The sequence below is a fragment of the Croceibacter sp. genome (assembly GCF_002716225.1).
Classification (GTDB): Bacteria; Bacteroidota; Bacteroidia; order Flavobacteriales; family Flavobacteriaceae; genus Croceibacter; species Croceibacter atlanticus.
Map to the genome: position 1 here is coordinate 1 of NZ_PAZX01000003.1, position 25,864 is coordinate 25,864.

Below are 25,864 nucleotides of genomic sequence, written 5' to 3' on the forward strand. Positions count from 1 at the left end.
CACCAGCAGCAGCAAAGCTAAGATTACCAGAGCCATCTGTTTTTAAGAATGTATTGTTAGTAATAGATTGTGGTAATGTTAGAGTGTATGATTGTCCAGCAGAGTGAGGTGGTGATTTTATTTTCACACCATGAGAATTTTGTGAACAGTTGAGCTGTAAGTAACCATCGTTAGAACCACCATCACCTTTTATTTCTATACCAGCAGTTGCGTTTGATATTAAATTTAATTTAGATAAACCAACGCTCTCGCGTTTATTTAAAGGTAGTAACCAATCTTCATTATGGTGTTTCTTCAAGATATCAAAAACAGCGTCTGGTGAAAACTTAGTGGTTTCACCGTTGCGGTAATTCCTAATAGCCTCATACAACTCNATAAGTTCTTNTTGTTTTGNAGAACGTTCNGNTTTNATNGTTGTNGTNGNTGANGGATTATGNGTNTTTACATTAAAAGATCTGTAATCTGCCATACCTGCAAAGGCNGAAACAATGTCTTTTCCAACGGCAAAATCAAANTCGCCATCCTCNGGACTAAACAATACCTCATCTTTATATTTCACGGTACAATCTGTAAATTGAATCAACATCAATTCACTTTTTAGGTTTCTTATACCTGTAACGTTCATTCCTTCCACAGTAATGCCACTTTCAAACTCAAATTGAATGTGCTTACCGTCATAAAAATTATAAGCTTGTAAATCACGTGGACCCATATTTTCAATGGCGAGATTAATACCTTTTAATTTCCCTAAAGGCGATCGAAATCCATTGGTATGGCGCTCTATACCATGACCTATCAATTCTTTTTCACGGTAAGATAATGCGGTTTCACCTTCNGTTTCAAANTAAACAACNTCATTATCCTCATTCTGTATCATNCGCTTAAANACACCCGAAACTTGTAAGCCTGTACTCAATTCTATAGTACCTAATTGNTTGCTTTCAATAAGTTTTTTAAGGCCGCGCCAACCACCTTTTCTTACTGCCATTGTATTGGCAAACTCCTCTAAAACCTCTTGTAAATAAGCAAAATCTGGAGTTACAAATAGTTGTGGTTGTTGTTTTGTGATGTCAAAATCTTGGTATGCTGCATCAATAGAATATGGTAGTTTTTTCACGGCATCTGTCATACAATTCTTGCTTTCGCCTATAGAGGAAAGCAAACCTGCGCCATATATCTTTGGGTCTTCGACTGTTCCAACAAGACCATACTCTACAGTCCACCAGTGTAAATTTCTAATTAATGAAATTTCACTTGGCTCAACCTTTTTATTCTGTAGTTCCTCAACAAGNNNTTCAGCAGCNTCAATTTGNTCTTGTGGTGTGCCTTCTGCTTCTTTTAGTATAGAAACAGATCTTACTGCTTCATACATNTCAATATCGTGCGCACTAGAAATTGCTTTACTNCCAATTTCACCAAATCGNCGCAAGTACTCTGCATAATCTGGACTTGCAATAATNGGTGCGTGNCCTGCNCCTTCGTGAATAATATCTGGCGCTGGTGTATACTCTATATTTTCTAATTGCCTAATATCACTAGCAATNACTAACACCTTATANGCTTGAAACTCCATAAAAGCGTTTGGTGGTATAAAACCATCAACAGCAACTGCTGCCCAACCAATATCTTTAAGGATACGGTTCATACCATACATACTAGGNATTTCATTTATNGAAATACCTGTTTTCTTTAATCCAGACAAATAACTTTCGTGTGCAACCTTACCTAAATATTCAACATTTTTACGCATTACATAACGCCATACTGCTTGATTAATAGCTGTATAATCGTCGTAGTTTTGAGGTTTTATAAATTGCTTTAAGTGTGGTGGCAATCTATCTATAAGTGGGTTTGTCTGTATGGTTTCGTTCATCCTGTCATTATTATGAAATCATGCAAAGCACAAAATACATTCAAAAGTAAGAGTTGTCGGTGTAACACACCATTTTTTACAGTGAAACCTTTAAATTTTAGAAGCATTAATTTGAATAATAATANGGAGCTAACTAACAAGTGTTAGTTTTTAGTATATTTGTAATGATGAAAGTATTAAATCGTAAATCTGAAATTCTTAAAGTAGCCAAAGACCTTATNACAGAGAAAGGCTACAATGCTGTATCTATGCGAGATTTGGCNAAGGCTTTAGATATAAAGGCNGCTAGCCTATACAACCATATTGCAAATAAGCAGGAAATACTTTCTACAATTATACTTGANATTGCTGAAGCNTTTACTNTTGGTATGACNCAAATTTTTAATGAAGAGACCACTTCAATAAANAAATTACAGGATTTAATAGGTCTTCATATTGATATTAGCATAAACAATTCGGGCGCAATGGCAATGATGCATAACGACTGGAAACATCTTGAAGCAGATGAGTTAATACGTTTTGTAACCTTAAGAAATGCCTATGAAAATAATTTCAGAACTATAATTAAACAAGGTNTTAACCAAGGAGAAATAATAAATAAAAACCCAGAAGTTATTGTGTTTTCTATGCTTTCTACACTTCAGACTATGTATTTATGGTATGAAAAACGTGGTAAAATGGATGTAAATATCCTTAAAACAGACATGGTTTCTGTGCTTTTAGATGGTATAAGAACTTAACCTTAACAGCATAATTACAACGGGAATAAATATAACAGAGTAGATAATACTTGCACATCTAACTAACGTTTGTTAGTTTTGGAATAATAATTGAACATAAAGACATATAATTTACACCTCTAAATGGCTAAATTTCATAATATAAGAGTTAAGGACATCTATAAAGAAACTGACGATTGTTCGGTGATTACTTTTGATGTACCTAAAGACCTACACAATGCCTTCAACTTTTCTCAAGGTCAACACCTTACATTAAAAGCTATTATAAATGGCGAAGACACAAGAAGATCATATAGTTTATGTTCTAGCCCAATAGATAAAGAATGGAAAGTAGCTGTAAAGAAAATTCACGGCGGNAAATTNTCTACATATGTAAATGATACCCTAAANTCTGGCGATATGCTAGAAATTATGGAACCAAGTGGCACATTTGGTGTAGACATAGATAACTCAAAACGCAAAAACTATTTAGTATTTGCAGCAGGAAGTGGTATTACTCCTATCCTATCTATGATAAAAACACATTTAGCACTAGAGCCAGAAAGTACATTCAAGCTATTCTATTTGAATAAGAATGCAAAATCTATTATCTTTAAGGAAGAGATAGAACAGCTTAGAAATCAATATTTTGGACGNTTAAACATCTTTTANTTTCTAACNAGAGAACAANGAGATATTGAATTATTTAACGGCAGGTTTACACCAGAGAAAATTCAACAAATAACACACACCTTTGTAGATATTCAAGATACTAATGAAGTATTTATATGTGGTCCTGAAGATATGATTTTTATGATNCAGGATGAGTTAGTGAAAGCCGGCTTACCAAAAGAATTAGTGCATTATGAATTGTTTGTCACAGGATTAAGTGATGAAGACAAAGCAAGAGCAGAACGTCTTGCACAACAAAGTGTTGAAGGAAAAGAAATTACTATTGTAGATGGTGGAAAAGAATTTCACTTTACAATGACTAAAGATTACGACAACATTCTCGATGCAGCACTTGGCGCAGGTGCAGATTTACCTTTCGCNTGTAAAGGTGGTGTTTGTAGCACGTGTAAATGTGAGGTAAAAGAAGGAAGTGTCGAGATGAAGATAAATTATGCATTAGATGATAAGGAAGTATCTCAAAATTTAGTGCTTAGCTGCCAAGCTGTTCCAACAAGTGATAAAGTAACTGTCGATTTCGACGTATAAANAAAATATTATGAGCAACGCAGAAATAAAGAATTTAGAAGACATCTTTGAGCAACGCATTGCCAATGATGAAAAAATTGAACCNAAAGATTGGATGCCNGAAAAGTATCGNAAGACACACATNAGGCAAATGTCTCAGCACGCACATTCTGAAATCGTTGGNATGCTTCCTGAAGGTAATTGGATTTCACGTGCACCTTCATTAAGACGCAAAGTTGCGTTATTAGCAAAAGTGCAAGATGAAGCTGGTCACGGCTTATACTTATACAGCGCTTGTGAAACNTTAGGTGTGTCTAGAGAAGAATTATANCGTCAACTACATTCTGGNGAAGCAAAATATTCTTCAATCTTCAACTACCCAACATTAACTTGGGCAGATATGGGTGCGATTGGCTGGTTGGTTGATGGTGCTGCGATTATTAATCAAGTGCCATTGTGTAACACATCATATGGACCATATGCAAGAGCAATGGTGCGCGTGTGTAAAGAGGAAAGCTTTCACCAACGCCAAGGTTATGAAATCATGCTTTCACTTTGTAATGGAACTCCAGAACAAAAAGAAATGGCGCAAGATGCATTGAACAGATGGTGGTGGCCAAGNTTGATGATGTTAGGCCCAACAGATGATGCTTCAGTGCATACAGAACAATCTATGAAATGGAAGCTGAAACGTAAAACNAACGATGAACTACGTCAGCAATTTATTGACCAAACCGTNCCTCAAGCAGATATTTTAGGACTAACTATTCCAGATCCAGATTTAAAATTTAATGAAGAGACAGGTAGTTATGATTTTGGAGAGATAGATTGGGATGAATTCTGGCAAGTTGTAAAAGGTCACGGTCCTTGTAATAAAGAACGCATGAACGCCAGAGTTAATGCNTGGAANGAAGGNGAATGGGTGCGCGATGCAGCTGTTGCCTATGCAGAAAAACAAGAAAATAAAAAAGTAGCGAAAGCAAGTTAAGATATGAGCACTAAGAAAAATTGGCCCGTTTGGGAAATCTTCGTGAGAAGTAAAAATGGATTAGAACACCGTCACTTTGGAAGCCTTCACGCAGCAGATGCAGAAATGGCTTTAGCAAATGCGCGTGATGTTTACACAAGACGTAGCGAAGGCGTAAGCATTTGGGTTGTGGAGAGCCAACACATTACAGCGTCTAACCCAGACAATAATGGTGAGCTATTCGAGCCAGCACAAGACAAAGTGTACCGCCATCCAACCTTTTACGATTTACCAGACGACGTGAAGCATATGTAAGGAGATAAATCGAAACCGAAATTGAAATCAAAGCTGAAAAATAGAACAAATGAAAAACTATGATTTAGATAATCGCTTTGAGAATTTTGCTGCTTCTATTGTGAAGTCCTATCGTAAAATGCCTAATTCATATGCTGCCGATTATTTGGCAAAGCAACTCATTCGTTCAGCTTGTTCATCGGCATTAAATTTCGGAGAATTTGCTGGTGCTGGTTCAGATAAGGATAGAGCAAACAAATTAAGGATAACTTTAAAGGAATTGAGAGAATCATTACGCAATTTGAATATNCAAACAAAATCTAACATTTTAACCGAAATAGAAGCCGAACCATTAAAAAAAGAGAATGACGAGTTAATTCGAATCACAGTAACGCTCTTAAAAAAATATTCATAAACCATTCGATTTCATTTTCGATTTCGATTTCATTTTCAAAGTGAACAAATGACTATCAATAAAAACACATTAACAGATTACATCCTCGGCATCGCCGATAACTCACTCATCCTTGGGCAACGTCTAGGAACCTTAACTGGTCACGGACCAAGTTTAGAGACAGACATCGCTTGCACTAACATCTCATTAGACTTGTTCGGACANGTTCGTGGTTACTACCAATATGCTGCCGATTTATCTGAAGAGGACAAAACTGAAGATGATTTCGCGTTTCTCAGAAAAGAACGTGAGTATAAAAATGTGCTTTTGGTTGAGCAACCAAACCGAGATTTCGCTTACGTCATCGCAAGACANTATTTNTTTGATGTTTTCCACATTTTACAAATGCAAGAACTTCAAAATAGTAAAGATGAAAACTTAGAAGCAATTGCTAAGAAAGGCATTAAAGAAGTGAGCTATCACGTGCGATTTTCTGGAGATTGGATGAAACGTCTAGGCGATGGAACTGAAGAAAGCCATAATAAAATTCAGGAAGCCGTGAATAATCTTTGGGGTTATACCAATGAATTATTTATGATGACTGAAGCAGANAAAGAAGCTTCGGAAGCTGGTATCGGTGTAGATGTTTCAAAACTNAAAAACACCTATTACAATCGCGTTGAGAATCTTCTAAAAGAAGCAACTATCGAAATCCCTGAAAGTAAATACTGGCAAAAAGGTGGNAAAGAAGGTATTCATACAGAACATCTTGGTTATCTATTAAGCGATATGCANTATATGCAACGCACCTATCCTAATATGAAATGGTGATAAATTCCTGCGAAAGCAGGAATCTCTAAAGATTCAGAAAATAAGGGCAATGAAAACTCTCACTGAAGAACCACATATCAACAAAAAACTTATAGACATTNTAGAGTCGGTTTCCGATCCTGAAGTTCCAGTGCTTTCAATTTTAGATTTAGGNGTTGTTCGTTATGCAGATTTTGAAGACGACGGNAAAGTTTCAGTAAAAATNACACCAACATANAGCGGTTGTCCAGCAATGGATGTTATTGGNGACGACATTGAAAAAGCANTNACNGAAGCNGGTTANAAATCAAAAGTAAAATTGATTCTTTCTCCTGCTTGGACCACAGATTGGATGAGCGAGAATGGCAAGAGAAAACTCGAAGAGTACGGCATCGCGCCACCAATGGACGCCACAGCAGATAAAGCTGCGTTACTAGGAAATGCCAAGATTGTAAAATGCACAAACTGCGGAAGTACGAACACACATTTGGTAAGTCAGTTTGGCTCAACGGCTTGCAAAGCNATGTTTAAATGNGANGATTGCCAAGAGCCGTTCGACTATTTTAAATGTTTAACCTAATTCCTGCGTAGGCAGGAATCTCTATGTTAGAAACGAGAACTTTAAAATATAAGCTCGCCGTCATTCTGAATTCGTTTCAGAATCACATTATACTATTCAAAATTTGAAAAATAAGAGAACCTGAATCAAGTTCAGGTTGACAAAAAAAATAAATATGACCGACCAACCCATACTAAAAACCATAAACGGAAACGTTGCCACACTCACTCTAAACCGACCAAAAGGTTTTAATAGCTTTAATCGTGAGATGGCGTTGCTGTTTCAAGATGAACTAAAAGCTTGTGATAAGGATGACAGCATTCGTGCGATTCTTATAACAGGTGAAGGCAAAGCATTTTGTGCGGGTCAAGACTTGAAGGAAGTTACAACTCCAGAATTAAATCCAGGTTTCAAGAAAATTCTTAAAGAACATTACAATCCAATTATTGAACTTATACGCAATATTGAAAAACCAATAATTTGTGCCGTAAATGGCGTTGCAGCAGGCGCTGGTGCGAACATTGCTTTGGCTTGCGATATTGTCATTGCGTCAGAGCACGCTAGTTTTATACAAGCGTTTAGTAAAATTGGTTTGGTGCCTGATAGCGCTGGAACATTCTTTTTACCAAGGTTAATCGGCTTTCAAAAAGCTTCAGCATTAATGATGTTAGGTGATAAAGTTTCAGCTAAAGAAGCAGAAGAATTGGGAATGATATACAAAGTTTTTTCTGCGGAAGATTATTTTTCTGAAGCTGAAAAAACAGTACAAACCCTATCGCAAATGCCTACCAAAGCATTGGGAATGACAAAGCGTTTGCTCAACCAATCAATGACCAATACACTTACTGAACAACTAGAATTAGAAGGCAAGCTACAAATTGAAGCTGCCCAAAGTGAAGATTACGCTGAAGGTGTGGATGCATTTGTAAATAAGCGCAAACCAGAATTTAAAGGCAGATAAATAATAAACTCAAAATGATAAAAGTAAAATTATAAAGGCATAGAACTTTGAAATTTTACATTTTCAATTTTACATTTTCAAGATGATAAAGAACGTAGGAATCATAGGTGCAGGAACAATGGGAAGTGGTATTGCACAAGTTGCGGCCACTGCTGATTGTAAAGTCAAAATATTCGATTTAAATCAAGAAGCACTCGATAAAGCAAAAACAGCTTTAGAGAAAATACTAAATCGATTAATTGAGAAAGGTCGAATTGATGCTGTTGAAAAAAATCGTATTCAAGGAAACATCTCTTATGTTTCAGATATGAAATCATTTTCAGATGCTGATATGACTATTGAAGCTATTGTTGAAAATATCGACATCAAAAAGAAAGTGTTTCAGGAGTTAGAAAGTATAGTTTCTGAAAACTGTATCATTGCTTCAAACACCTCAAGTTTGTCGATTGCTTCCATTGCTTCATCACTAAATAAACCTGAACGTTGTGTTGGGATTCATTTCTTCAACCCTGCACCACTAATGAAATTGGTTGAAGTTATTCCTGCAATACAGACTTCAGAAGCAACGTTGAAAACTTCAGTAGAAACGATTGAAAGTTGGAAGAAAGTAGTTGCAGTTGCAAAGGACACTCCAGGATTTATCGTAAACCGTGTCGCAAGACCATTTTATAGTGAGTCACTAAGACAATATGAAGAAGGTATTGCCGACTTCGCCACGATTGATTGGGCAATGAAAGAATTTGGCGGATTTAGAATGGGGCCTTTTGAATTAATGGATTTTATAGGAAACGATGTGAACTACACAGTTACTGAAACTGTTTTTGAAGCATTCTATTATGACCCACGTTACAAACCAGCGTTCACTCAAAAACGCTTTTCTGAAGCAGGATATTTAGGCAGAAAATCAGGTAAAGGCTATTACGATTATTCTGAAGTCGCTACGAAACCAGAGCCAAATAAAGATTCAGCATTAGGACAAAACATCTTCAATAGAACATTAGTAATGCTTATCAATGAAGCAGCAGATGCCTTGTTTTGGAATGTCGCTTCAGCAAAAGATATTGATAATGCAATGACCAAAGGTGTCAACTACCCAAAAGGCTTACTCGCTTGGGCAAATGAAAAAGGAATCGATTGGTGCGTTACAGAATTAGACAAATTGTACAATGAATATCACGAAGACAGATACCGTTGTTCACCGATGCTACGTAGGATGAAGGATTCAGGAAGTAAGTTTGAGGTATAAAAAGCTCTGAGCTTTGAGCCTTTAGCTATGAGATAAAAAAGGCATTAGGTATTTGGAAATAGGCATTAGTAATGAATAGTGATTACAATTTTAAGTTTGAGGATTTACAAGTTTATCAAAAGGCGATGGACTTTGGAGAAGTCGTTGACAAAATTGTAAAGGATTTTCCTAAACACGAATTATATGCTTTATCATCTCAATTTAGAAGAGCTGCAGATTCCATTGCTTTAAATCTTGCCGAAGGTTATCCAGGTTCAGATGCTCAATTTGTGAAACATATTAATCACGCAATTTATAGCGCTAATGAATGTGTGAGTTGTAGCACAAAAGCTATCAGAAGAAATTATATCAGTCATCAACAAAATGAAGAAAACAGAAAGTTAATTTCAGAAATGACAAAAATGATGTCTTCGCTTAGAAACAAAATCTTAGAACGAAACAAAAAGTACTAATCCTAATCAATTACTAATAACAAATCCCTATTCCCTAATGCCTATTTCCAAAACCAAAATCCCAATCAAAATGCTAAGTCAAGACCATTTCTCAAGTTGGCTCGGCATAGAAATTATAAACGTTGAAATCGGTCGCGTTAAGGTTGGAATGACCATTCGCAAAGAAATGCTCAACAGTATGGGAAAAGCGCACGGCGGTATTTCATACAGCTTAGCCGATACTGCTTTTGGATTTTCAGCAAACACACACGGAAAATATGCAGTAAGTATTGAAACTTCGATTAATCATATTGAAGCACTCGAAGAAGGCGATTATATTACTGCTGAAGCGGTGACAGATGTTTCAAAGAAAAAAGTAGGGTTCAATATCGTCGAAGTTAAGAGAGGCGACCAACTTGTTGCGCTATTTAAAGGCGTTGTATACAGAACGAGCAAAGATTGGGAATAAGCATTTAGAAAATTGTATTTTTAAAGGACTAACCATAACCTATTAAATATGAAATGGAAAGGTAGAAGAAAAAGTGGCAATCTCGATGACCGTCGTGGTATGAGTACCAAAGGCAAAGTTGCCGCTGGTGGTGGCGTGATTGCTGTTATTGTCATTTTACTCCAACTTTTTGGAGGTGAAACAGGTCAGCAAATTGCACCAATTGTTGAGCAAATCAATAATTCCAGAACGACGACTCAGCAAACCACTTCAAGAGAACTCACTTCAGCAGAACAAGAAATGGGCGATTTTATGGCGACTGTTTTAGCAGATACGGAAGATGTATGGAATCAACTATTTAGACAGAATAACTTAGGAGATTATAAAGAACCACAAATGGTCTTGTTTACGGATGTTGTAAACACACGATGTGGAAAAGCGAGTTCAGCTTCTGGACCATTCTATTGTCCTGGCGACCAAAAGGTCTATATGGATTTAGCATTCTTCAAAGAATTGCGAACGCGTTTTGGCGCCAAAGGTGGTGATTTTGCTATTGCATATGTCACGGCTCACGAGATTGGGCATCACGTTCAAACCTTATTAGGAACTTCACGCCAAGTTCAACAAGCAAAACAAGGACGTTCTCAGGCAGATGCTAATAAGTTATCTGTAGCTCAAGAACTCCAAGCTGATTTTTACGCGGGACTTTGGGCGCATTACAATAAAAAATACTTGGACGAAGGCGATATCGAAGAAGCATTAAGTGCGACACAAGCCGTTGGTGATGATGCCATTCAAAAAAGAACCAGAGGTTATGTTCAGCCAGACAGTTTCACACACGGCACAAGTAGGCAACGTATGGAGTGGTTTATGAAAGGTTTCAGAACTGGTGATATGAGCCAACACGATACGTTTAAGGCGATATTAAACTGAAAAATGTAAAAGGCTAAATGTAAAATTTCAAAGTGAAATCTAATACCTATAATCTTCAGAACAGATTAGTGAAATTTTCAGCAATGATTATTTCAAATATTGGATTACTCAAACAGAATTTTGCTACTGAGCATTTATCAAAACAATTAATACGTTCAGTAACATCTTCAGCTTTAAATTATGGAGAAGCTCAAGGTGCAGAATCAAAGAAAGATTTTATCCATAAAATGAGAATTTGTCTTAAGGAATTAAGGGAATCTCAGACCAATTTAGAAATACTGAAAGAAGCAAATTTGGTAAAAGACTTAGATGCATTCGAAACTATAACAAAAGAATGTTCAGAGCTCGTAGCCATTTTTACTTCAAGCATAAAAACAACACAACGTAAAATGTAAAACCGAGAATATAAAAGTAGAGTTCATACGCACTTTTACATTTTATATTTATCATTTAAAATTTATCATTTTGAAAGAAGCATATATCATAGACGGCACACGCACACCAATCGGAAGTTACCACGGCACATTATCTGCTGTTAGGACAGACGATTTGGGAGCAATGGTCATCAAACACGTACTAGAAAAAAATCCAAACATCCCAAAAGACGCATTCGACGATGTTATAATGGGTTGTGCCAACCAAGCTGGCGAGGACAACCGCAACGTCGCAAGAATGTGTTCACTACTTGCAGGAATGCCATTCTCAGTTCCTGGCGAAACAGTAAATAGGTTGTGTAGCTCTGGACTTTCTGCAATCATCCACGCTAACCGAGCGATAAAAGCTGGTGACGGCGACTTATTTATTTCTGGAGGTGTCGAGAATATGACGCGCGGACCATACGTAATGAGCAAACCCTCGAAAGCATTTGGGAACGACAGTAAGATGTACGACTCTAGTTTTGGCTGGCGTTTTGTGAATCCAAAAATGCACGAAATGTATGGCACAGATGGTATGGGAAACACAGCCGAAAATCTAGTTGAGAAATATAACATCAGTCGTGAAGACCAAGATGCCTTTGCTTACAATAGTCAGATGAAAGCCACCAAAGCTCAAGAAAACGGGCGCTTGGCAAAGGAAATTATGACTGTTGAAATTCCGCAACGCAAAAAAGACCCAATACAATTCAGTAAAGATGAATTTGTAAAACCAACAACCACGAAGGAAATTCTTGGAAAGCTTAGACCTGCTTTCAAAAAAGAAGGTGGTAGTGTTACTGCAGGAAATTCTTCAGGATTAAATGATGGTGCGGCTGCAACAATTGTCGCTTCAGAAGATGCTGTAAAAAAATACAATCTAAAGCCATTGGCACGAATCGTTTCTTCAGCCGTTGTGGGTGTCGAGCCAAGAATTATGGGAATCGGTCCAGTAAAGGCGAGTAATAAAGCCTTGGAAAAAGCCGGTTTAACTATGGAAGATATGGATGTCATCGAACTCAACGAAGCCTTTGCAGCACAAGCTTTAGCCTGCATTCGCGAATGGGGATTAAAGGACGACGACCCAAGAATTAACCCTAATGGCGGCTCAATTGCCATCGGTCATCCGCTTGGCGTTACAGGCGCGCGCATCGCCTATTCTGCCGCTTTGGAGTTGCAGGAAACTAACAAGCGTTACGCATTAGTTACGATGTGCGTCGGCGTTGGTCAAGGCTATGCGGCGATTATCGAAAACGTGAATTTATAGAATTTGGGCGTTACCTAAAGGTCGGGCTTTCGCTACTCACTTTTTTGCTGAAATAGCAAAAAGAGTTCAAACAAACCGCTCAATCCCTAACGCAAAAAACAAAACAGAATGAAAATCCTATTAGTTGGTGGTAACGGAACCATCGGAAGATATTTAAATACAACCTTATCCAAGGAACACGAAGTTATTGTCGCTGGTCGTTCAAAAGCTGATGTCATAGTCGATATCTCAGATTCAGAATCTATCAAGGCGATGTATGAGAAAGTCGATAACCTAGATGCTGTAATTTGTGTCGCTGGCGAAGCAAAATGGGAAGTGTTCGAAAATCTTTCAGAAGAGGATTTCTACATCGGCATTAAGAGTAAATTGATGGGTCAAGTTAATTTGGTTCGCATAGGTAAGGATTATTTAAATCCTAAAGGGTCATTTACATTAACTACAGGAATTTTAGCAGATGAGCCAGTATATATGACAAGTTCTGCAGCAATGGTAAATGGTGGTATTCATAGTTTTGTAAAAGCTGTTGCTCTAGAATTAGGAAACGGCTTGCGTATAAATGCAGTGTCATCAGATTTAGTAGAAGATGCCTACGAAAAATACCGAAGCTACTTTCCAGGAAACATTCCTGTTCCAATGAAAAAAGTAGCAATGGGCTATATTAAAGCCATTGAAAGTAGATTAAACGGACAAATCATAAGATTGCAAGGTTAATAATGGCTGATAGAATATTTGGACATATTGATGAAACTTATGAAGGACAGGTCTTTTCAAATAGACTTGAGCTTTCATACAGTGGTTTACATAGGCCAACTCAAGCAGGTATTAGTGGTAGCCAAAATGAAGGAGCTGACTCAATTGTAATTTCAGGAGGATATGAAGATGACGAAGATCATGGTGATACAATTGTCTATACCGGACATGGCGGAAGAGAAGACGGTTCAACTAAGCAAGTGGTAGATCAAGAATTAGTTCGAGGAAATAAAGCTTTAGCACTTAATGTACTCAAAGGTCTGCCTGTAAGAGTTATTAGGGGAACGGATAAAAAATCTAATTATGCTCCCCAAGAAGGATATAGATACGATGGATTGTTTATAGTTGAAGAATATTGGAAAGATATAGGAAAAAGTGGATTTAATATTTGGAGATTTCGACTTAGAAAACTAAACCAGAATGATATTTCTATTGCAAATATCCTAAAAGAAGATCAGTCAGAATATAAATCTACTAAAAGAGTAGAAACCACTATCCAAAGAATAGTTAGAGATACAGAATTAAGTAAAAGTATTAAGCTTTTATATAATTATAAATGTCAAGTTTGTGATCAAGCGATAGAAACCTCTTCTGGTCTTTATGCTGAGGCTGCTCATATAAAACCTTTAGGTATTCCGCATAATGGCCCAGATACTTTAAGTAATATTTTATGTTTATGCCCTAATCATCATGTGATGTTTGATTATGGAGGCTTTTCTATTTTAGATGACTATGATTTGATAGGTATTGAGGGAAGGCTAAAAATACATCCAAAGCATAACATTAATAAAGAATTTTTAAAATATCATCTTCATCACTTTTATGATGAAAAAAATAGATTTTAAATGCAAAAAACACAACATTACATATTAGGCCAATGGCAAGACGGTAAAGGCGATGGAAATCCAATCTACGATTCGGTGACTGGCGAGCACTTTACAAGCGTCACGACTGAAGGCTTAAACACAGGAGAAATTCTTCAATACGGAAGAGAAAAGGGAAATACATTACGTAAAATGACCTTTCAAGAACGTGGATTAATGCTTAAGAAATTGGCGTTTTATCTTCAGAAGAAAAAGAGAGCATTTTACGAGATCAGTTACAGAACTGGAGCCACAAAAATTGATTCTTGGATAGATATTGAAGGTGGTTTTGGAAACTTATTCGCCAATGCTTCGCTTCGTAAATTATTTCCAAATCAATCCTTTCACGTCGAAGGTGACCCAATAGATTTATCGCGTGGCGGTCGTTTTATGGCCCATCACATTATGGTGCCACGTGAAGGTGTAGCGGTTCATATTAATGCATTCAATTTCCCAGTTTGGGGAATGTTAGAGAAGTGTGCGTGTAATTGGATGGCTGGTGTTCCTGCTGTTGTATTGCCTGCGCCACAAACCGCATATCTCACTGAAGCTGTAGTAAAAGAAATCATCGCTTCAGGAATTTTGCCAGAAGGTGCGTTACAGTTAATTAGTGGTACCGCTAAAGATATTTTAGATAATACGCAATCTCAAGATGTGGTGAGTTTTACAGGTTCTGCAAAAACAGGGCGTATGCTAAAAAACCATCCGCAACTTATTGAGGAATCTGTTCCATTCACGATGGAAGCCGATTCATTAAACGCTTGTATTCTAGGTGAGGATGCTAAACCAGGCACTCCAGAATTCAATCTCTTCATCAAGGAAGTCCGTAATGAGATGACCGTAAAATGTGGGCAAAAATGTACGGCTATTCGTCGTATCATTGTTCCAGAAAACTTAATTGAAGACGTTCAAATCGCACTTGGAAAACAACTGGACAAAGTTACTATCGGCGATCCAAGATTGAAGGAAGTGAGAATGGGCGCTTTGGTAACCAAAGAACAACGTGAAAGTGTTTATAGTCAAGTCAAAGAAATTTCAAAAACTGCAGATATCGTTTACGGCGATTTTGACGAGGCACAGACTATTGGTGAAAACACAAAAGGTGGTTCGTTCATTAAACCAATCTTACTTCGTGAGGATAATCCGTTGAAAAATGAAGCGGCACACATTACTGAAGCTTTTGGACCTGTTTCTACATTAATGCCTTATAAAAATCTAGATGAGGCCATTCAGTTATCTAAAATGGGGAAAGGTTCTTTGGTATCTTCCATCGTGACAAATGATAATAAAATTGCTAGAGACTACACAGTTTCCGCAGCTACGCATCACGGTCGTATTTTAGTTTTAAACAGAGAAAGTGCGAAACAAAGTACAGGTCACGGTTCGCCGTTGCCAAACCTAATTCACGGTGGTCCAGGTCGCGCTGGTGGTGGTGAAGAAATGGGTGGTATGCGAGGCATCAAACATTATTTGCAGCGTTGTGCCATACAAGGAAGTCCAACAACATTGACTGAAATTACTGGTATTTACCAACCAAATTCGGCTTATAAAGAATCGCCTAAGCATCCATTTGCTTATCATTGGGAAGACATACAACCAGGAATGTCTTTGGAAACTCATAAGCGTACCATTACTGATACAGATATCGTAAACTTCGGAAACTTGACTTGGGACCATTTCTATGCACATACAGATATTACAAGTCTGGACGGCAGTATTTTCGAGCATAGAACAGCACACGGCTACTTTGTAATTTCGATGGCAGCAGGATTATTTGTGTATCCAAATAAAGGACCAGTTGCTGCGAATTACGGTTTAGAGGAAATAAGATTCTTACGTCCGTTGTATCATAACGATACGGTTTACGTGCGATTAACGTGTAAGCAGAAAGTTGACCGCGAGCAAAAAGGTTCAGAATTACCTAGCGGCATCGTGAAATGGTTTGTTGAGGTTTTTGATGCTGAGCCAGATGAAGACCAAGAACCATTAGTAGCTATCGCGACTATTTTGACGATGGTTCAGAAAAAGCAGACTGTTTTTGAAGAGATTTCAGAAGAATTTATTCAGAATTCATTGAGCAAACTTACTGAAGATGTTAAACCAAAATGGGGTATAATGACACCACAACATATGGTAGAACATTTGGAATGGAGTTATAAAGTCGCTTCAGGAGAAATTCAGGATTTTGAGATTGCAACACCAGAAGAGCATCTTGAAAAAGTGCACGATTCGTTATACAACTATAAGCCATTTCCGCAAGGTCATCATATGCCATTAATGAAGAAAGATGAGTTGATGCCTTTAGAACACGATAACCTTGACGATGCAAAACAAGCACTGTTAGATACTCGTGAAGCTTACGTGAAATACTTTAAGCAAAATGCAAAGGCTACTACAAAGAATGCCGTTTTTGGGCATTTAGATAGATTTGAGTGGACGCTTTTAGAGCGAAAGCATTTGAATCATCACTTTGAGCAATTTAATATTTTATAGCGATGTCAATCCGCATTTATTGCGGATTCGCTTCCAAATTAACTAAATCGTCATCCGTAAATGTCCACAAGAGTTCATATGTATTACACTTATATTATGACTCACAAGAGAAATCATCTATTCTATGTCGGCGTAACTAATGACATTAAGCGTCGCACCTTTGAACACAAGAGTGGAACTTATGGTTCGCATACGGGTCGATATAATATTGATAAGTTGGTGTATTTTGAAGAACACCAATGGATTCAAGAAGCCATAAAGCGAGAGAAGACGATTAAAAAGTGGAAGCGCGAATGGAAACAGAATATTATTACAGAGTTAAATCCTGAGTGGCGAGATTTGAGTGCTCAATGGGATTTAAGTATTTTTGAAGAACCAAACCAAGAAACAAATAACTAGGTATAAACCGAAAGCGCATCTAGTGCGCTTTGACATACCATTAAAAACAACACCTTGACTAGTCCATACGTAAAACAATATACAGAAAACGGAATTTCAACTATAGAATTTTTTCATCCGGCACATAACAGTTTGCCAGGTGATATTCTAGCCAAATTAGCAAACACAATCACTGAAGCAGGCCAAGACGACAATATTCTTGTCATTATCTTAAAAAGTGGTGGCGACCGAACATTTTGTGCCGGCGCAAGCTTTAAGGAATTGATTTCTATTGAAGATGAAAAGACAGGTGAAGAATTCTTTATGGGCTTCGCCAATGTGATAAACGCAATGCGTAAATGTCCAAAATTCATCATTGGTCGTGTGCAAGGAAAAACAGTTGGTGGTGGTGTTGGCCTTGCTAGTGCGATGGACTATTGTATGGCTACAAAATTTGCCTCTATCAAGTTAAGTGAGCTGAATATTGGTATTGGGCCATTTGTTGTCGGACCAGCTGTTGCACGTAAATTAGGCGTTAGCGGAATGTCTCAAATTGCTATTGATGCTAATACCTTTTATAGTCCAGAATGGGCAAAAGATAAAGGTTTATTCACGCACGTATACGACTCAACTGAAGAGCTAGACGAAGCCGTTCAAGCTACAGCAGAGCATTTATGCACTTATAATCCTGAAGCAATGAAAGAAATGAAGAAAATCTTTTGGGATGGTTGTGATGATTGGGACACCTTATTAAATGAACGTGCGAAAGTTTCAGGACGACTTGTATTATCTGAATTCACAAAGGAGAAATTGAAGCGGTTTGCTTAATACTTCCTGCGTAGGCAGGAATCTCTGACTTGATAACTATGACCAAATGGACAGTCTACATAATGACAAATAAACCAAACGGTGTGTTATATATTGGTGTTACAGATGATATCAATTCGAGAGTTATTGAACATAAAATTAAATTTTACCCAAAGTCTTTCACAGCAAGATATAACTGTGATAAATTAATTTACCTTGAAGAGTTTAGTGAAGTAGCTGAAGCTTTAAAAAGAGAACGTCAATTTAAAAAGTGGAAAAGAGACTGGAAAATTAATTTAATAAAAGAAATGAATCCAAGCTGGTTTGATTTAAGCCTCAATTGGAATTTAGATTTAAATAAACATAGAACTAACCAATAAAAAGATTCCTGCCTCCGCAGGAAGTTGTTATGATTTACAGCTTCAAAAACCACATCCCAGTAATCCACGAATCTAGTTTTGTGCATCCGCTTGCGGCTGTGACTGGTAATGTGATTATAGGAAAAGATTGTTATATAGGTCCTGGTTGTGCTATTCGCGGTGATTGGGGTGAGATTATTTTAGAAGATGGTGTGAATGTTCAAGAGAATTGCACGGTTCATATGTTCCCTGGAAAATCTATCGTTTTAAAAGAAGGCGCACATGTAGGACACGGCGCGATAATTCACGGTGCAAATTTGGGTCGCAATTGCCTTATCGGAATGAATAGTGTCATAATGGATGATGCTGAAATTGGAGACGAAAGTATTGTTGGTGCAATGGCTTTTGTAAAAGGTGAAACGAAGATTCCATCACGAAGTTTAGTTGTTGGCAATCCTGCTAAAATTATTAAAGAAGTGTCTGATGAGATGATTGCCTGGAAAACTGCGGGAACAAAACTCTACCAACAATTACCTGCCGATTGTCACGAAAGCTTAAGAGAGGTTGAGCCATTACGCGAGATTCCTGAAAATAGACCGAAGCAGGAGAACTTTTATAAGACGTTGAACACATTCCTGCGTAGGCAGGAATCTCCTGACAAGTAGGAAATGAGCAAATGGTATGTCTATATAATGGCCAGTAAACTCGATGGCATTTTGTACATCGGCTACACCAATGATTTAGATAGCCGAGTTCTTGAACACAAACATAAAGTAAACCCGAAATCCTTTTCCGCTAGATATAACTGTGACAAGCTAGTCTATTTTGAAGAATTAGAAGATGAGAGTCTAGCCAGTACCTGAGAAAGACAAATGAAGAAATGGAAAAGTGAGTGGAAAATAAATCTCATCGAAGAAATGAATCCAAGTTGGACAGAATTGAGTCTGAATTGGAACTTGGACATCGGAAAATCTAGGCTGTTTCGAAAGTAGGTTCTCCTAACTCAGAGATTCCTGCCTGCGCAGGAATTGTTAATCCAACACACTCAAATCCAACTCATTCGTATGCTTTCCAGTACTCAATGTGATAAAGCTCTGCACACTTCCTAAGTACGGTATCAACGTTAACTTTGAGACAATAAAAGTTTCGTAAGCTTCAATATCTTTTACAACAAGTTTCAGCAAATAATCAAAGGTTCCACTAATACGGTGGCACTCTACCACTTCTGGAAAATCATTTATTTGGCTCACAAATTTCTCTAAAAAGCTACGTGTATGGCCTTGCAAGGTAATGGCAATAAATACGGTTTGCTTAAGCCCTAATTTCTTGGCGTTCAACTTTGCAGCATAACCATCAATTAGACCTTCTTTTTCTAATTTCTTGATGCGTTCAAAAATAGGCGTGGTAGTTTTACCTAAAATTTCAGCTAGACTTTTAACGGTTCTGTTAGAATCTTCTTGAAGTAATTTCAGTAACTTTTTATCTGTACTATCTAGTTTAATCACAATGAACTTCTATTTAGTTTGGTTTAAAATTCAATATTAAGAATAAAAACATAGTTAAATAACATTAGGCAGAATTTTATTCTATTACAAATAGATTGTTTAGTTGATACCTATAAACTTCATTAAGATTAATTAAATTTGTTAGAATTCAAGAAACTTATGAGCGAGACTGCATTTAAAGTCCCTAAAATGGGCGAAAGTATTACAGAAGGTACTATCATAAATTGGGTGGTTCAAGAAGGTGATGCTTTTGAAGAAGGTGATATTTTAGTAGAAATTGCTACAGACAAAGTAGATAATGAAGTGCCTGCACCATTTTCGGGTGTTATGATTTCTCACAAAGCTCAGGCTAATGACGTTGTTGCGGTAGGTTCTGAGATTGCAATACTTGAAGAAGGTTCTTCGGATTCTAAACCTGAAGAGGTATCGAAAGAAAAAGAAGCTAGTTCAAAACCATCAACTAAAGTTGAAGCTTCGACAAAATCTTCAGCTAAAGAACCTCTTCAAAAAACGGCTTCAGTAGGCATTCAGAATAATACATTCTATTCGCCTTTGGTCATTTCAATAGCCAAAGAACATCATATCTCATTTGAAGAATTGGCTCGGATTGAAGCGACAGGAAATGATGGCCGATTACGAAAAAGTGATGTATTTAAATATATAGATGCTGGAAGACCTTATCAATTCTCTGTCATTCCTGCGAAGGCAGGAATCTCTGGCGATATAGGTTCACAGTTCGAAAGTATCGGTCAGCAAATGATGCAATTGGGTCAGGAACTCAATGACACTTTAGCAGAATTAAAAGCCTTAAAAGAACAACCAGTTGTTGAGCAACCAAAACAGTACACGATTCCGCAATTGAAATTGGATAAAGGTACTGGCAAGATTGTCGAGATGGACCGTATGCGCAGTATGATTGCAGACCATATGGTATACAGTAAACATACGTCGCCACACGTAACGGCATATGTTGAAGCTGATATGACTGATATTGTGAAATGGAGAAACGCAAACAAGGTGAAATTTCAGGAAACGTATGGCGAAAAGCTCACGTTTACGCCATTATTTGTTGAAGCTGTCGCCAATGCGATTACCGAGTTTCCAATGATTAATGTGTCTGTAGATGGTAAAAACATCATCGTTAAAGAACACATCAACGTTGGTATGGCAACCGCTTTACCAAGTGGGAACCTTATCGTTCCGGTTGTGAAAGATGCCGATAAAAAGAACTTACAGGAACTCGCTACAGACGTTAATCGAATGGCGAATCTCGCCAGAGAAAACAAACTTGGCGGCGATGACATTAAAGGAAGTACTTTTACGATAAGTAATGTGGGAACCTTTGGAAGTGTTATGGGAACACCCATCATTAACCAACCGGAAGCGGCGATTCTCGCTACTGGAATTATCAAAAAGCGACCAGAAGTTATTACAAAAGACGGTAATGATACTATCGAAATACGTTCGATGATGTACTTGTCATTATCCTTTGACCATCGCATTGTGGATGGTTTCCTTGGCGGAAGCTTCTTAAAGAAAATTGCTGATAATTTAGAGCAGTTTGATACGAATAGAGAAATTTAATTGATCTCGATTATGCTCGAACTGACATCCATTGTCACATCGAGCGTAGTCGAGATGCTTTTCATAATCATATAGAATAATGAAAACTTTAGACATAAAAATAACCAAAGCAACAACTTCAAAATTGGAGACTGTTGACATTAACAATATCCCATTAGGAAAAGCCTTTACAGACCACATGTTAATTTGTGATTTTGAGGATGGCGTTTGGAAAGACGCAAGAGTTGTTCCTCTAGACACCATACCAACACATCCAGCAGCAATGGCATTACATTATGGTCAGGCGATTTTTGAAGGTATGAAGGCAACGGTTGATGCAGATGGAAATCCGCAGTTGTTTAGACCAGCAGATAATGCAAAACGACTAAATTTTAGTGCTCGCCGCATGGGAATGCAAGAGATACCTGAAGAAATTTTTGTTGAAGGCTTAAAAGCACTTGTAAATATTGAACGTAACTGGATTCCAAAACAAGACGGTAGCACATTATATTTAAGACCATTTATGTATGCCGATGAGCCACATATTGGTATGCGCGCCGCCACACATTACAAGTTTATAATTATAGCCACACCTGCAGGACCATTTTTTAAAGAACGCATAAAACTTTGGGCAGAAAAGCAATACATACGTGCTGCAGCAGGTGGTACTGGCGAAGCTAAAGCGGCTGGAAATTATGCAGCGGCAATACGACCTACAGAGATAGCCAAGTCTAATGGCTACAATCAAGTTTTATGGCTAGATGCACACGAGCACAAATACATTCAGGAAGTTGGGACAATGAACATCTTTTTCAAGATTGATGGTAAGTTTATTACACCAAAACTTGATGGTTCTGTTTTAGACGGAATAACTCGAAAAAGTGTAATGACGTTGCTTAAAGATTTTGGATTTGATTTAACTGAACGTCGTATCACTATTGATGAAATAATTGAGGCAGAAAAAAATGGAACGCTTGAAGAAGCTTTCGGTACAGGAACAGCAGTAAATATTGCAATGATTGAAAGCATTGGTTATGATGGAGGAACAATTCATGTCTCTGATGATAATCCTATAGGCGAGAAAGTAAACTATACCTTAGATGGCATTAAAACAGGTAAAGTTGAAGATAAATTTGGTTGGATGTTGAAGGTGACAAAATAATATTTTGTCATTCTGAACTTAATTCAGAACCTCTTACAACCTTTAAGGTTCAATTAAAAATATAGAACGTGAAAGATTCAGTGTCAAAGCACGGAATGACAAATGAAAATGAAAACAGTTGTCATTCTGAACTTGATTCAGAACCACTAACAACCTACAAGGTTCAATTAAAAATATAGAATGTGAAAGATTCCGTGTCGTAGCACGGAATGACAAGTGAGACGAAATGTTAAAGGGACAACATCAATACTACGTTTACATTTTAAGCAACAAGATGTATGGTGTACTTTACATAGGAATGACCAACAACCTTGAACGTCGAATGATTGAGCACAAGAACAAATTGGTTGAGGGCTTTTCCAAAAAGTATAATTTGACAAAACTGATGTATTTTGAGCAATTTCAATATGTGAACGATGCTATCAAAAGAGAGAAGCAGTTAAAGAATTGGAAGCGTGATTGGAAAATTGAATTGATTGAAGAACATAATAAAGATTGGCACGATTTAGCAATTGATTGGGATTTTTAGCAAGCGATAGATTCCGTGTCAAGCACGGAATGACAAAACAAAAACACTCTTGTCATTCTGAACTTGATTCAGAATCTCTTACAACCTTTAAGGTTCAATTAAAAATAGAGAATGTGAAAGATTCCGTGTCAAGCACGGAATGACAAAACAAAAACACTCTTGTCATTCTGAACTTGATTCAGAATCTCTTACAACCGACAAGGTTCAAATAAATTATAGAACGTGAAAGATTCCGTGTTGTAGCACGAAATGACAAACTTAGGAATAGAAAATGAATATGAGCATAGATAAAAACACACTAAAACAAGCGTTTAAAAATGTTGCGACTGCAAAGACGATGACAGAATTGTATGAGGAAAACTTTAAAGTCGTTTCCAAGTACGTTCACGCCACATCTCGTGGTCACGAAGTCATTCAAAATGCTGTGGGAATGCAATTACTGCCACAAGATTACGTGTTCCCGTATTATCGAGATGACTCTATTTTGCTCAGTATTGGGATGACACCTTATGATTTAATGCTTCAGGTCTTGGCAAAGAAAGACGACCCATTTTCTGGTGGTCGTACATACTACTCGCACCCAAGTTTAAAGGATGCTGATAAGCCAAAAATTCCACATCAAAGTAGTGCAACAGGTATGCAGGCGATTCCTGCTACTGGTGTGGCTATGGGAATGTGGTATCGTGAAGACCAGAATTTAGGTTATGACTCAAAGACGTCTGAATTGCCAATAACAGTCTGTTCTTTAGGCGACGCCTCAGTTACCGAAGGTGAAATCGCCGAAGCTTTTCAAATGGCCGCTTTAAAACAACTGCCTATCCTCTATTTGGTTCAAGATAATGGTTGGGATATATCAGCAAATGAAGCTGAAACAAGAGCGCAAAATGCTTACGAATATGCAGCAGGTTTTCACGGCTTAGAAGCCGTAACTATTGATGGAACTGATTTTGAAGAAAGCTACAGTACCATTCAAAAAGTCATCAAAACAATGCGTGAAGAACGCAGGCCGTTTTTAGTGCACGCTAAAGTACCATTACTAAATCACCACACGTCTGGTGTACGAATGGAGTTTTATCGTGATGATTTAGACGAAGCAAAGACTCGCGATCCATACCCGAAGCTTCAAAAATTATTGATGGATAATGGGTTTACTGAAAAGGACTTAACTGCAATTGAAACTGAAGTTAAATCTGAAGTTGAAGAAGCTTATCAAAAAGCATTAAAAGCCGAAGACCCAAAACCAGAAGATTTATTTACACACGACTTTGCTCCTACGCCAATTACTGAAGAGAAAGGCGAACGTTCACCACAAGGTGGCGATAAAGTCGTAATGGTAGATTGTGCCCTATTTGCAGTTGAAGAATTAATGCGCAAACATCCTGAATGTTTGATGTACGGTCAAGATGTTGGTGGCCGTTTAGGTGGTGTGTTTAGAGAAGCGGCAACCTTAGCGCAAAAGTTTGGTGATAACCGTGTTTTCAATACGCCTATTCAAGAGGCATTTATTATAGGTAGTACTGTTGGCATGAGCGCCACTGGTTTAAAACCAATTGTAGAAGTTCAGTTTGCCGATTATATTTGGCCAGGACTCAATCAGCTATTTACAGAGGTTTCACGAAGCAATTACCTCTCAAATGGTAAATGGCCAGTGTCAATGATATTACGTGTACCTATTGGCGCCTACGGAAGTGGTGGTCCTTATCACAGTTCTTCAGTAGAAAGTGTGGTGACTAATATTCGCGGTCTTAAAATTGCTTACCCAAGTAACGGTGCCGACTTAAAAGGTCTTATGAAAGCGGCATATTATGACCCAAATCCTGTTGTTATTTTTGAACACAAAGGGTTGTATTGGAGTAAGGTAAAAGGGACAAAAGGCGCGACCTCATTAATGCCAGATGAAGATTATGTCTTACCATTTGGAAAAGCGAATGTCCTTCAAGAAATCTGGAAACAGGAAGACCAAGAAACTATTTCTATAATCACTTACGGAATGGGCGTACATTGGGCAATGAATGCTTCAGCAGAACTTGGATTGCAAGACAGTATTGAGGTTGTGGATTTACGAACTTTACATCCTTTGGATGAAGAAACTATAATGGCTTCCGTTAAAAAATGTGGAAAATGTTTAGTGGTAACTGAAGAGCCTAGCGATAATACTTTTGCGAGAGCGCTTTCAGGAAAAATACAAGAAGAATGCTTTCAATATTTGGATGCACCAGTTATGACCATTGGTAGTGAAAATATGCCAGCGATACCTTTGAATTCTGTATTAGAAGAGACGTTTATTCCTAGTACGGAGAAGGTGAAAGCGAAGATTGAGGAGCTTTTAGACTATTAAATAATATATGTAATATGGAGTATATGATAGACTTTCAGTTAAAAGGAAGATATCTCATTAATCGGTTTGGTACTCCAATAATTTTGATATCATTTTTACTATTTGGCTATTATATTTATAGTGCTAGTTTTTCAGAATTTAATTTTACTGAAAATATAATATTCATTTTTGTAGTACTTAGTTTATTATCCATAGGTATTTGGTGTATGAGCTATAATACTTTTAAGCGCTCCAAGATGACATTTATAAAACAAGGTTTTATCATTAAAAGTGACATTGGATTTATCCCATTGCATTTTAATGAAGTTGAACGTTTTGACAGTATTGACATTAAGGCTAAAAATCAAAAGATTCAATTTGTAATCGTATGCAATGACGGACGTAAATTTAAAATTAGAGCTCATAAAGATATTTATGAAGGTCTCATTGCTACATTTCCAAGCAAAGAAGGTTCTTGTTCATTGTAATAATTAAAGCCTAATAAGTTTTCAATTTTTGTAACCTTGGGAGGTTTTAGACGATTTGATATTTTTGTATCTCGTTCCTCATAACTCCTCTAAAGCATTACTACTATTCATTTAGTCTGTTCTCGTAGTTATAAACAC

28 protein-coding genes and 1 pseudogene are annotated in these 25,864 nt (G+C 37.3%); 27 read left to right on the plus strand and 2 right to left on the minus strand.

The window, feature by feature from the left end; translation table 11 throughout:
• Positions 1–259 precede the first annotated feature (259 nt).
• A pseudogene (locus tag CL818_RS00925) lies at positions 260–1,873 on the minus strand (aromatic amino acid hydroxylase); the annotation flags it as partial.
• 167 nt (positions 1,874–2,040) lie between these two features.
• Here CL818_RS00925 and CL818_RS00930 point away from each other — a divergent pair.
• From CL818_RS00930 to CL818_RS13500, 22 genes are all read left to right on the plus strand, one after another.
• Positions 2,041–2,613, plus strand: a complete 573-nt coding sequence (locus tag CL818_RS00930; protein WP_502692186.1) for a TetR/AcrR family transcriptional regulator — start codon at positions 2,041–2,043, stop codon at positions 2,611–2,613.
• A gap of 123 nt (positions 2,614–2,736) precedes the next feature.
• Positions 2,737–3,810, plus strand: a complete 1,074-nt coding sequence (locus CL818_RS00935) for a 2Fe-2S iron-sulfur cluster-binding protein (RefSeq protein WP_286971163.1) — start codon at positions 2,737–2,739, stop codon at positions 3,808–3,810.
• A 10-nt stretch (positions 3,811–3,820) separates the two neighbouring features.
• Positions 3,821–4,777: a 1,2-phenylacetyl-CoA epoxidase subunit PaaA gene (gene paaA / locus CL818_RS00940; protein ID WP_286971165.1), complete on the plus strand. Its 957-nt coding sequence runs from the start codon at positions 3,821–3,823 to the stop codon at positions 4,775–4,777.
• 3 nt (positions 4,778–4,780) lie between these two features.
• Positions 4,781–5,071, plus strand: coding sequence for a 1,2-phenylacetyl-CoA epoxidase subunit PaaB (paaB, locus tag CL818_RS00945; protein ID WP_013186830.1), 291 nt, complete (start codon positions 4,781–4,783; stop codon positions 5,069–5,071).
• A gap of 49 nt (positions 5,072–5,120) precedes the next feature.
• Positions 5,121–5,465 (plus strand): four helix bundle protein, encoded by a 345-nt coding sequence (locus tag CL818_RS00950; protein WP_286971167.1) that lies wholly within the window; start codon positions 5,121–5,123, stop codon positions 5,463–5,465.
• A gap of 48 nt (positions 5,466–5,513) precedes the next feature.
• Positions 5,514–6,275 (plus strand): 1,2-phenylacetyl-CoA epoxidase subunit PaaC, encoded by a 762-nt coding sequence (paaC, locus tag CL818_RS00955; protein WP_286971168.1) that lies wholly within the window; start codon positions 5,514–5,516, stop codon positions 6,273–6,275.
• A gap of 49 nt (positions 6,276–6,324) precedes the next feature.
• Positions 6,325–6,834, plus strand: a complete 510-nt coding sequence (paaD, locus tag CL818_RS00960) for a 1,2-phenylacetyl-CoA epoxidase subunit PaaD (RefSeq protein ID WP_286971170.1) — start codon at positions 6,325–6,327, stop codon at positions 6,832–6,834.
• A gap of 154 nt (positions 6,835–6,988) precedes the next feature.
• A complete protein-coding gene (locus tag CL818_RS00965; protein WP_272972568.1) occupies positions 6,989–7,774 on the plus strand; it encodes an enoyl-CoA hydratase-related protein in 786 nt (261 codons plus the stop codon).
• 82 nt (positions 7,775–7,856) lie between these two features.
• Positions 7,857–9,020, plus strand: coding sequence for a 3-hydroxyacyl-CoA dehydrogenase NAD-binding domain-containing protein (locus tag CL818_RS00970; RefSeq protein WP_286971173.1), 1,164 nt, complete (start codon positions 7,857–7,859; stop codon positions 9,018–9,020).
• A gap of 71 nt (positions 9,021–9,091) precedes the next feature.
• The gene (locus CL818_RS00975) at positions 9,092–9,472 is read left to right on the plus strand and encodes a four helix bundle protein (protein WP_272972570.1); all 381 of its coding nucleotides are present in this window, start codon (positions 9,092–9,094) and stop codon (positions 9,470–9,472) included.
• Between the two features lie 37 nt (positions 9,473–9,509).
• A complete protein-coding gene (locus tag CL818_RS00980) occupies positions 9,510–9,920 on the plus strand; it encodes a PaaI family thioesterase (protein ID WP_286971175.1) in 411 nt (136 codons plus the stop codon).
• A 48-nt stretch (positions 9,921–9,968) separates the two neighbouring features.
• Positions 9,969–10,832: a KPN_02809 family neutral zinc metallopeptidase gene (gene ypfJ / locus CL818_RS00985; RefSeq protein ID WP_272972572.1), complete on the plus strand. Its 864-nt coding sequence runs from the start codon at positions 9,969–9,971 to the stop codon at positions 10,830–10,832.
• A 32-nt stretch (positions 10,833–10,864) separates the two neighbouring features.
• Complete coding sequence (locus CL818_RS00990; protein ID WP_272972573.1) at positions 10,865–11,227, plus strand: four helix bundle protein; 363 nt, start codon at positions 10,865–10,867, stop codon at positions 11,225–11,227.
• A gap of 70 nt (positions 11,228–11,297) precedes the next feature.
• On the plus strand, positions 11,298–12,512 hold the full coding sequence (gene pcaF / locus CL818_RS00995; protein WP_272972574.1) for a 3-oxoadipyl-CoA thiolase: 1,215 nt from the start codon (positions 11,298–11,300) through the stop codon (positions 12,510–12,512).
• Positions 12,513–12,620: 108 nt separating this feature from the next.
• Positions 12,621–13,223, plus strand: coding sequence for a short chain dehydrogenase (locus CL818_RS01000; RefSeq protein WP_272972575.1), 603 nt, complete (start codon positions 12,621–12,623; stop codon positions 13,221–13,223).
• Positions 13,224–13,225: 2 nt separating this feature from the next.
• On the plus strand, positions 13,226–14,107 hold the full coding sequence (locus tag CL818_RS01005; protein ID WP_272972576.1) for a YDG/SRA domain-containing protein: 882 nt from the start codon (positions 13,226–13,228) through the stop codon (positions 14,105–14,107).
• Positions 14,108–16,618 carry a phenylacetic acid degradation bifunctional protein PaaZ gene (gene paaZ / locus CL818_RS01010; protein ID WP_272972577.1) on the plus strand — a complete coding sequence of 837 codons (2,511 nt, stop codon included), beginning with the start codon at positions 14,108–14,110 and terminating at the stop codon, positions 16,616–16,618.
• Between the two features lie 78 nt (positions 16,619–16,696).
• Entirely contained in the window at positions 16,697–17,017 is a 321-nt protein-coding gene (locus CL818_RS01015; RefSeq protein WP_272973094.1) for a GIY-YIG nuclease family protein, read from the plus strand.
• 54 nt (positions 17,018–17,071) lie between these two features.
• Entirely contained in the window at positions 17,072–17,824 is a 753-nt protein-coding gene (locus CL818_RS01020) for an enoyl-CoA hydratase/isomerase family protein (protein WP_272972578.1), read from the plus strand.
• Between the two features lie 38 nt (positions 17,825–17,862).
• The gene (locus CL818_RS01025; RefSeq protein WP_272972579.1) at positions 17,863–18,183 is read left to right on the plus strand and encodes a GIY-YIG nuclease family protein; all 321 of its coding nucleotides are present in this window, start codon (positions 17,863–17,865) and stop codon (positions 18,181–18,183) included.
• 29 nt (positions 18,184–18,212) lie between these two features.
• Positions 18,213–18,827: an acyltransferase gene (locus CL818_RS01030; protein ID WP_272972580.1), complete on the plus strand. Its 615-nt coding sequence runs from the start codon at positions 18,213–18,215 to the stop codon at positions 18,825–18,827.
• 3 nt (positions 18,828–18,830) lie between these two features.
• The gene (locus CL818_RS13500) at positions 18,831–19,025 is read left to right on the plus strand and encodes a GIY-YIG nuclease family protein (RefSeq protein WP_336380102.1); all 195 of its coding nucleotides are present in this window, start codon (positions 18,831–18,833) and stop codon (positions 19,023–19,025) included.
• Between the two features lie 168 nt (positions 19,026–19,193).
• On the opposite strand, the gene CL818_RS01040 is transcribed toward CL818_RS13500, so the two are convergent.
• A complete protein-coding gene (locus CL818_RS01040; RefSeq protein ID WP_272972581.1) occupies positions 19,194–19,667 on the minus strand; it encodes an Lrp/AsnC family transcriptional regulator in 474 nt (157 codons plus the stop codon).
• Between the two features lie 159 nt (positions 19,668–19,826).
• Here CL818_RS01040 and CL818_RS01045 point away from each other — a divergent pair, with 159 nt between their 5' ends.
• The 5 genes from CL818_RS01045 to CL818_RS01065 all read left to right on the plus strand — a co-directional run bounded on the left by CL818_RS01045 (position 19,827) and on the right by CL818_RS01065 (position 25,726).
• Positions 19,827–21,251 (plus strand): dihydrolipoamide acetyltransferase family protein, encoded by a 1,425-nt coding sequence (locus CL818_RS01045; RefSeq protein ID WP_272972582.1) that lies wholly within the window; start codon positions 19,827–19,829, stop codon positions 21,249–21,251.
• Positions 21,252–21,330: 79 nt separating this feature from the next.
• Positions 21,331–22,392 carry a branched-chain amino acid aminotransferase gene (locus tag CL818_RS01050; protein WP_272972583.1) on the plus strand — a complete coding sequence of 354 codons (1,062 nt, stop codon included), beginning with the start codon at positions 21,331–21,333 and terminating at the stop codon, positions 22,390–22,392.
• A 226-nt stretch (positions 22,393–22,618) separates the two neighbouring features.
• On the plus strand, positions 22,619–22,921 hold the full coding sequence (locus CL818_RS01055) for a GIY-YIG nuclease family protein (protein WP_272972584.1): 303 nt from the start codon (positions 22,619–22,621) through the stop codon (positions 22,919–22,921).
• Between the two features lie 271 nt (positions 22,922–23,192).
• The gene (locus CL818_RS01060) at positions 23,193–25,259 is read left to right on the plus strand and encodes an alpha-ketoacid dehydrogenase subunit alpha/beta (protein ID WP_414646389.1); all 2,067 of its coding nucleotides are present in this window, start codon (positions 23,193–23,195) and stop codon (positions 25,257–25,259) included.
• 14 nt (positions 25,260–25,273) lie between these two features.
• Complete coding sequence (locus tag CL818_RS01065; protein ID WP_272972586.1) at positions 25,274–25,726, plus strand: hypothetical protein; 453 nt, start codon at positions 25,274–25,276, stop codon at positions 25,724–25,726.
• The last annotated feature ends 138 nt before the right edge of the window (positions 25,727–25,864 follow it).

Coding starts and splice junctions, on each gene's coding strand:
- paaB (WP_013186830.1), top strand. CDS start 4,781: ATGAGCACTAAGAAAAATTGGCCCGTTTGGGAAATCTTCGTGAGAAGT.
- CL818_RS00965 (WP_272972568.1), top strand. CDS start 6,989: ATGACCGACCAACCCATACTAAAAACCATAAACGGAAACGTTGCCACA.
- CL818_RS00970 (WP_286971173.1), top strand. CDS start 7,857: ATGATAAAGAACGTAGGAATCATAGGTGCAGGAACAATGGGAAGTGGT.
- CL818_RS00975 (WP_272972570.1), top strand. CDS start 9,092: ATGAATAGTGATTACAATTTTAAGTTTGAGGATTTACAAGTTTATCAA.
- CL818_RS00980 (WP_286971175.1), top strand. CDS start 9,510: ATGCCTATTTCCAAAACCAAAATCCCAATCAAAATGCTAAGTCAAGAC.
- ypfJ (WP_272972572.1), top strand. CDS start 9,969: ATGAAATGGAAAGGTAGAAGAAAAAGTGGCAATCTCGATGACCGTCGT.
- CL818_RS01000 (WP_272972575.1), top strand. CDS start 12,621: ATGAAAATCCTATTAGTTGGTGGTAACGGAACCATCGGAAGATATTTA.
- CL818_RS01005 (WP_272972576.1), top strand. CDS start 13,226: ATGGCTGATAGAATATTTGGACATATTGATGAAACTTATGAAGGACAG.
- paaZ (WP_272972577.1), top strand. CDS start 14,108: ATGCAAAAAACACAACATTACATATTAGGCCAATGGCAAGACGGTAAA.
- CL818_RS01015 (WP_272973094.1), top strand. CDS start 16,697: ATGTATTACACTTATATTATGACTCACAAGAGAAATCATCTATTCTAT.
- CL818_RS01025 (WP_272972579.1), top strand. CDS start 17,863: ATGACCAAATGGACAGTCTACATAATGACAAATAAACCAAACGGTGTG.
- CL818_RS01030 (WP_272972580.1), top strand. CDS start 18,213: ATGATTTACAGCTTCAAAAACCACATCCCAGTAATCCACGAATCTAGT.
- CL818_RS13500 (WP_336380102.1), top strand. CDS start 18,831: ATGAGCAAATGGTATGTCTATATAATGGCCAGTAAACTCGATGGCATT.
- CL818_RS01045 (WP_272972582.1), top strand. CDS start 19,827: ATGAGCGAGACTGCATTTAAAGTCCCTAAAATGGGCGAAAGTATTACA.
- CL818_RS01050 (WP_272972583.1), top strand. CDS start 21,331: ATGAAAACTTTAGACATAAAAATAACCAAAGCAACAACTTCAAAATTG.
- CL818_RS01055 (WP_272972584.1), top strand. CDS start 22,619: ATGTTAAAGGGACAACATCAATACTACGTTTACATTTTAAGCAACAAG.
- CL818_RS01060 (WP_414646389.1), top strand. CDS start 23,193: ATGAATATGAGCATAGATAAAAACACACTAAAACAAGCGTTTAAAAAT.
- CL818_RS01065 (WP_272972586.1), top strand. CDS start 25,274: ATGGAGTATATGATAGACTTTCAGTTAAAAGGAAGATATCTCATTAAT.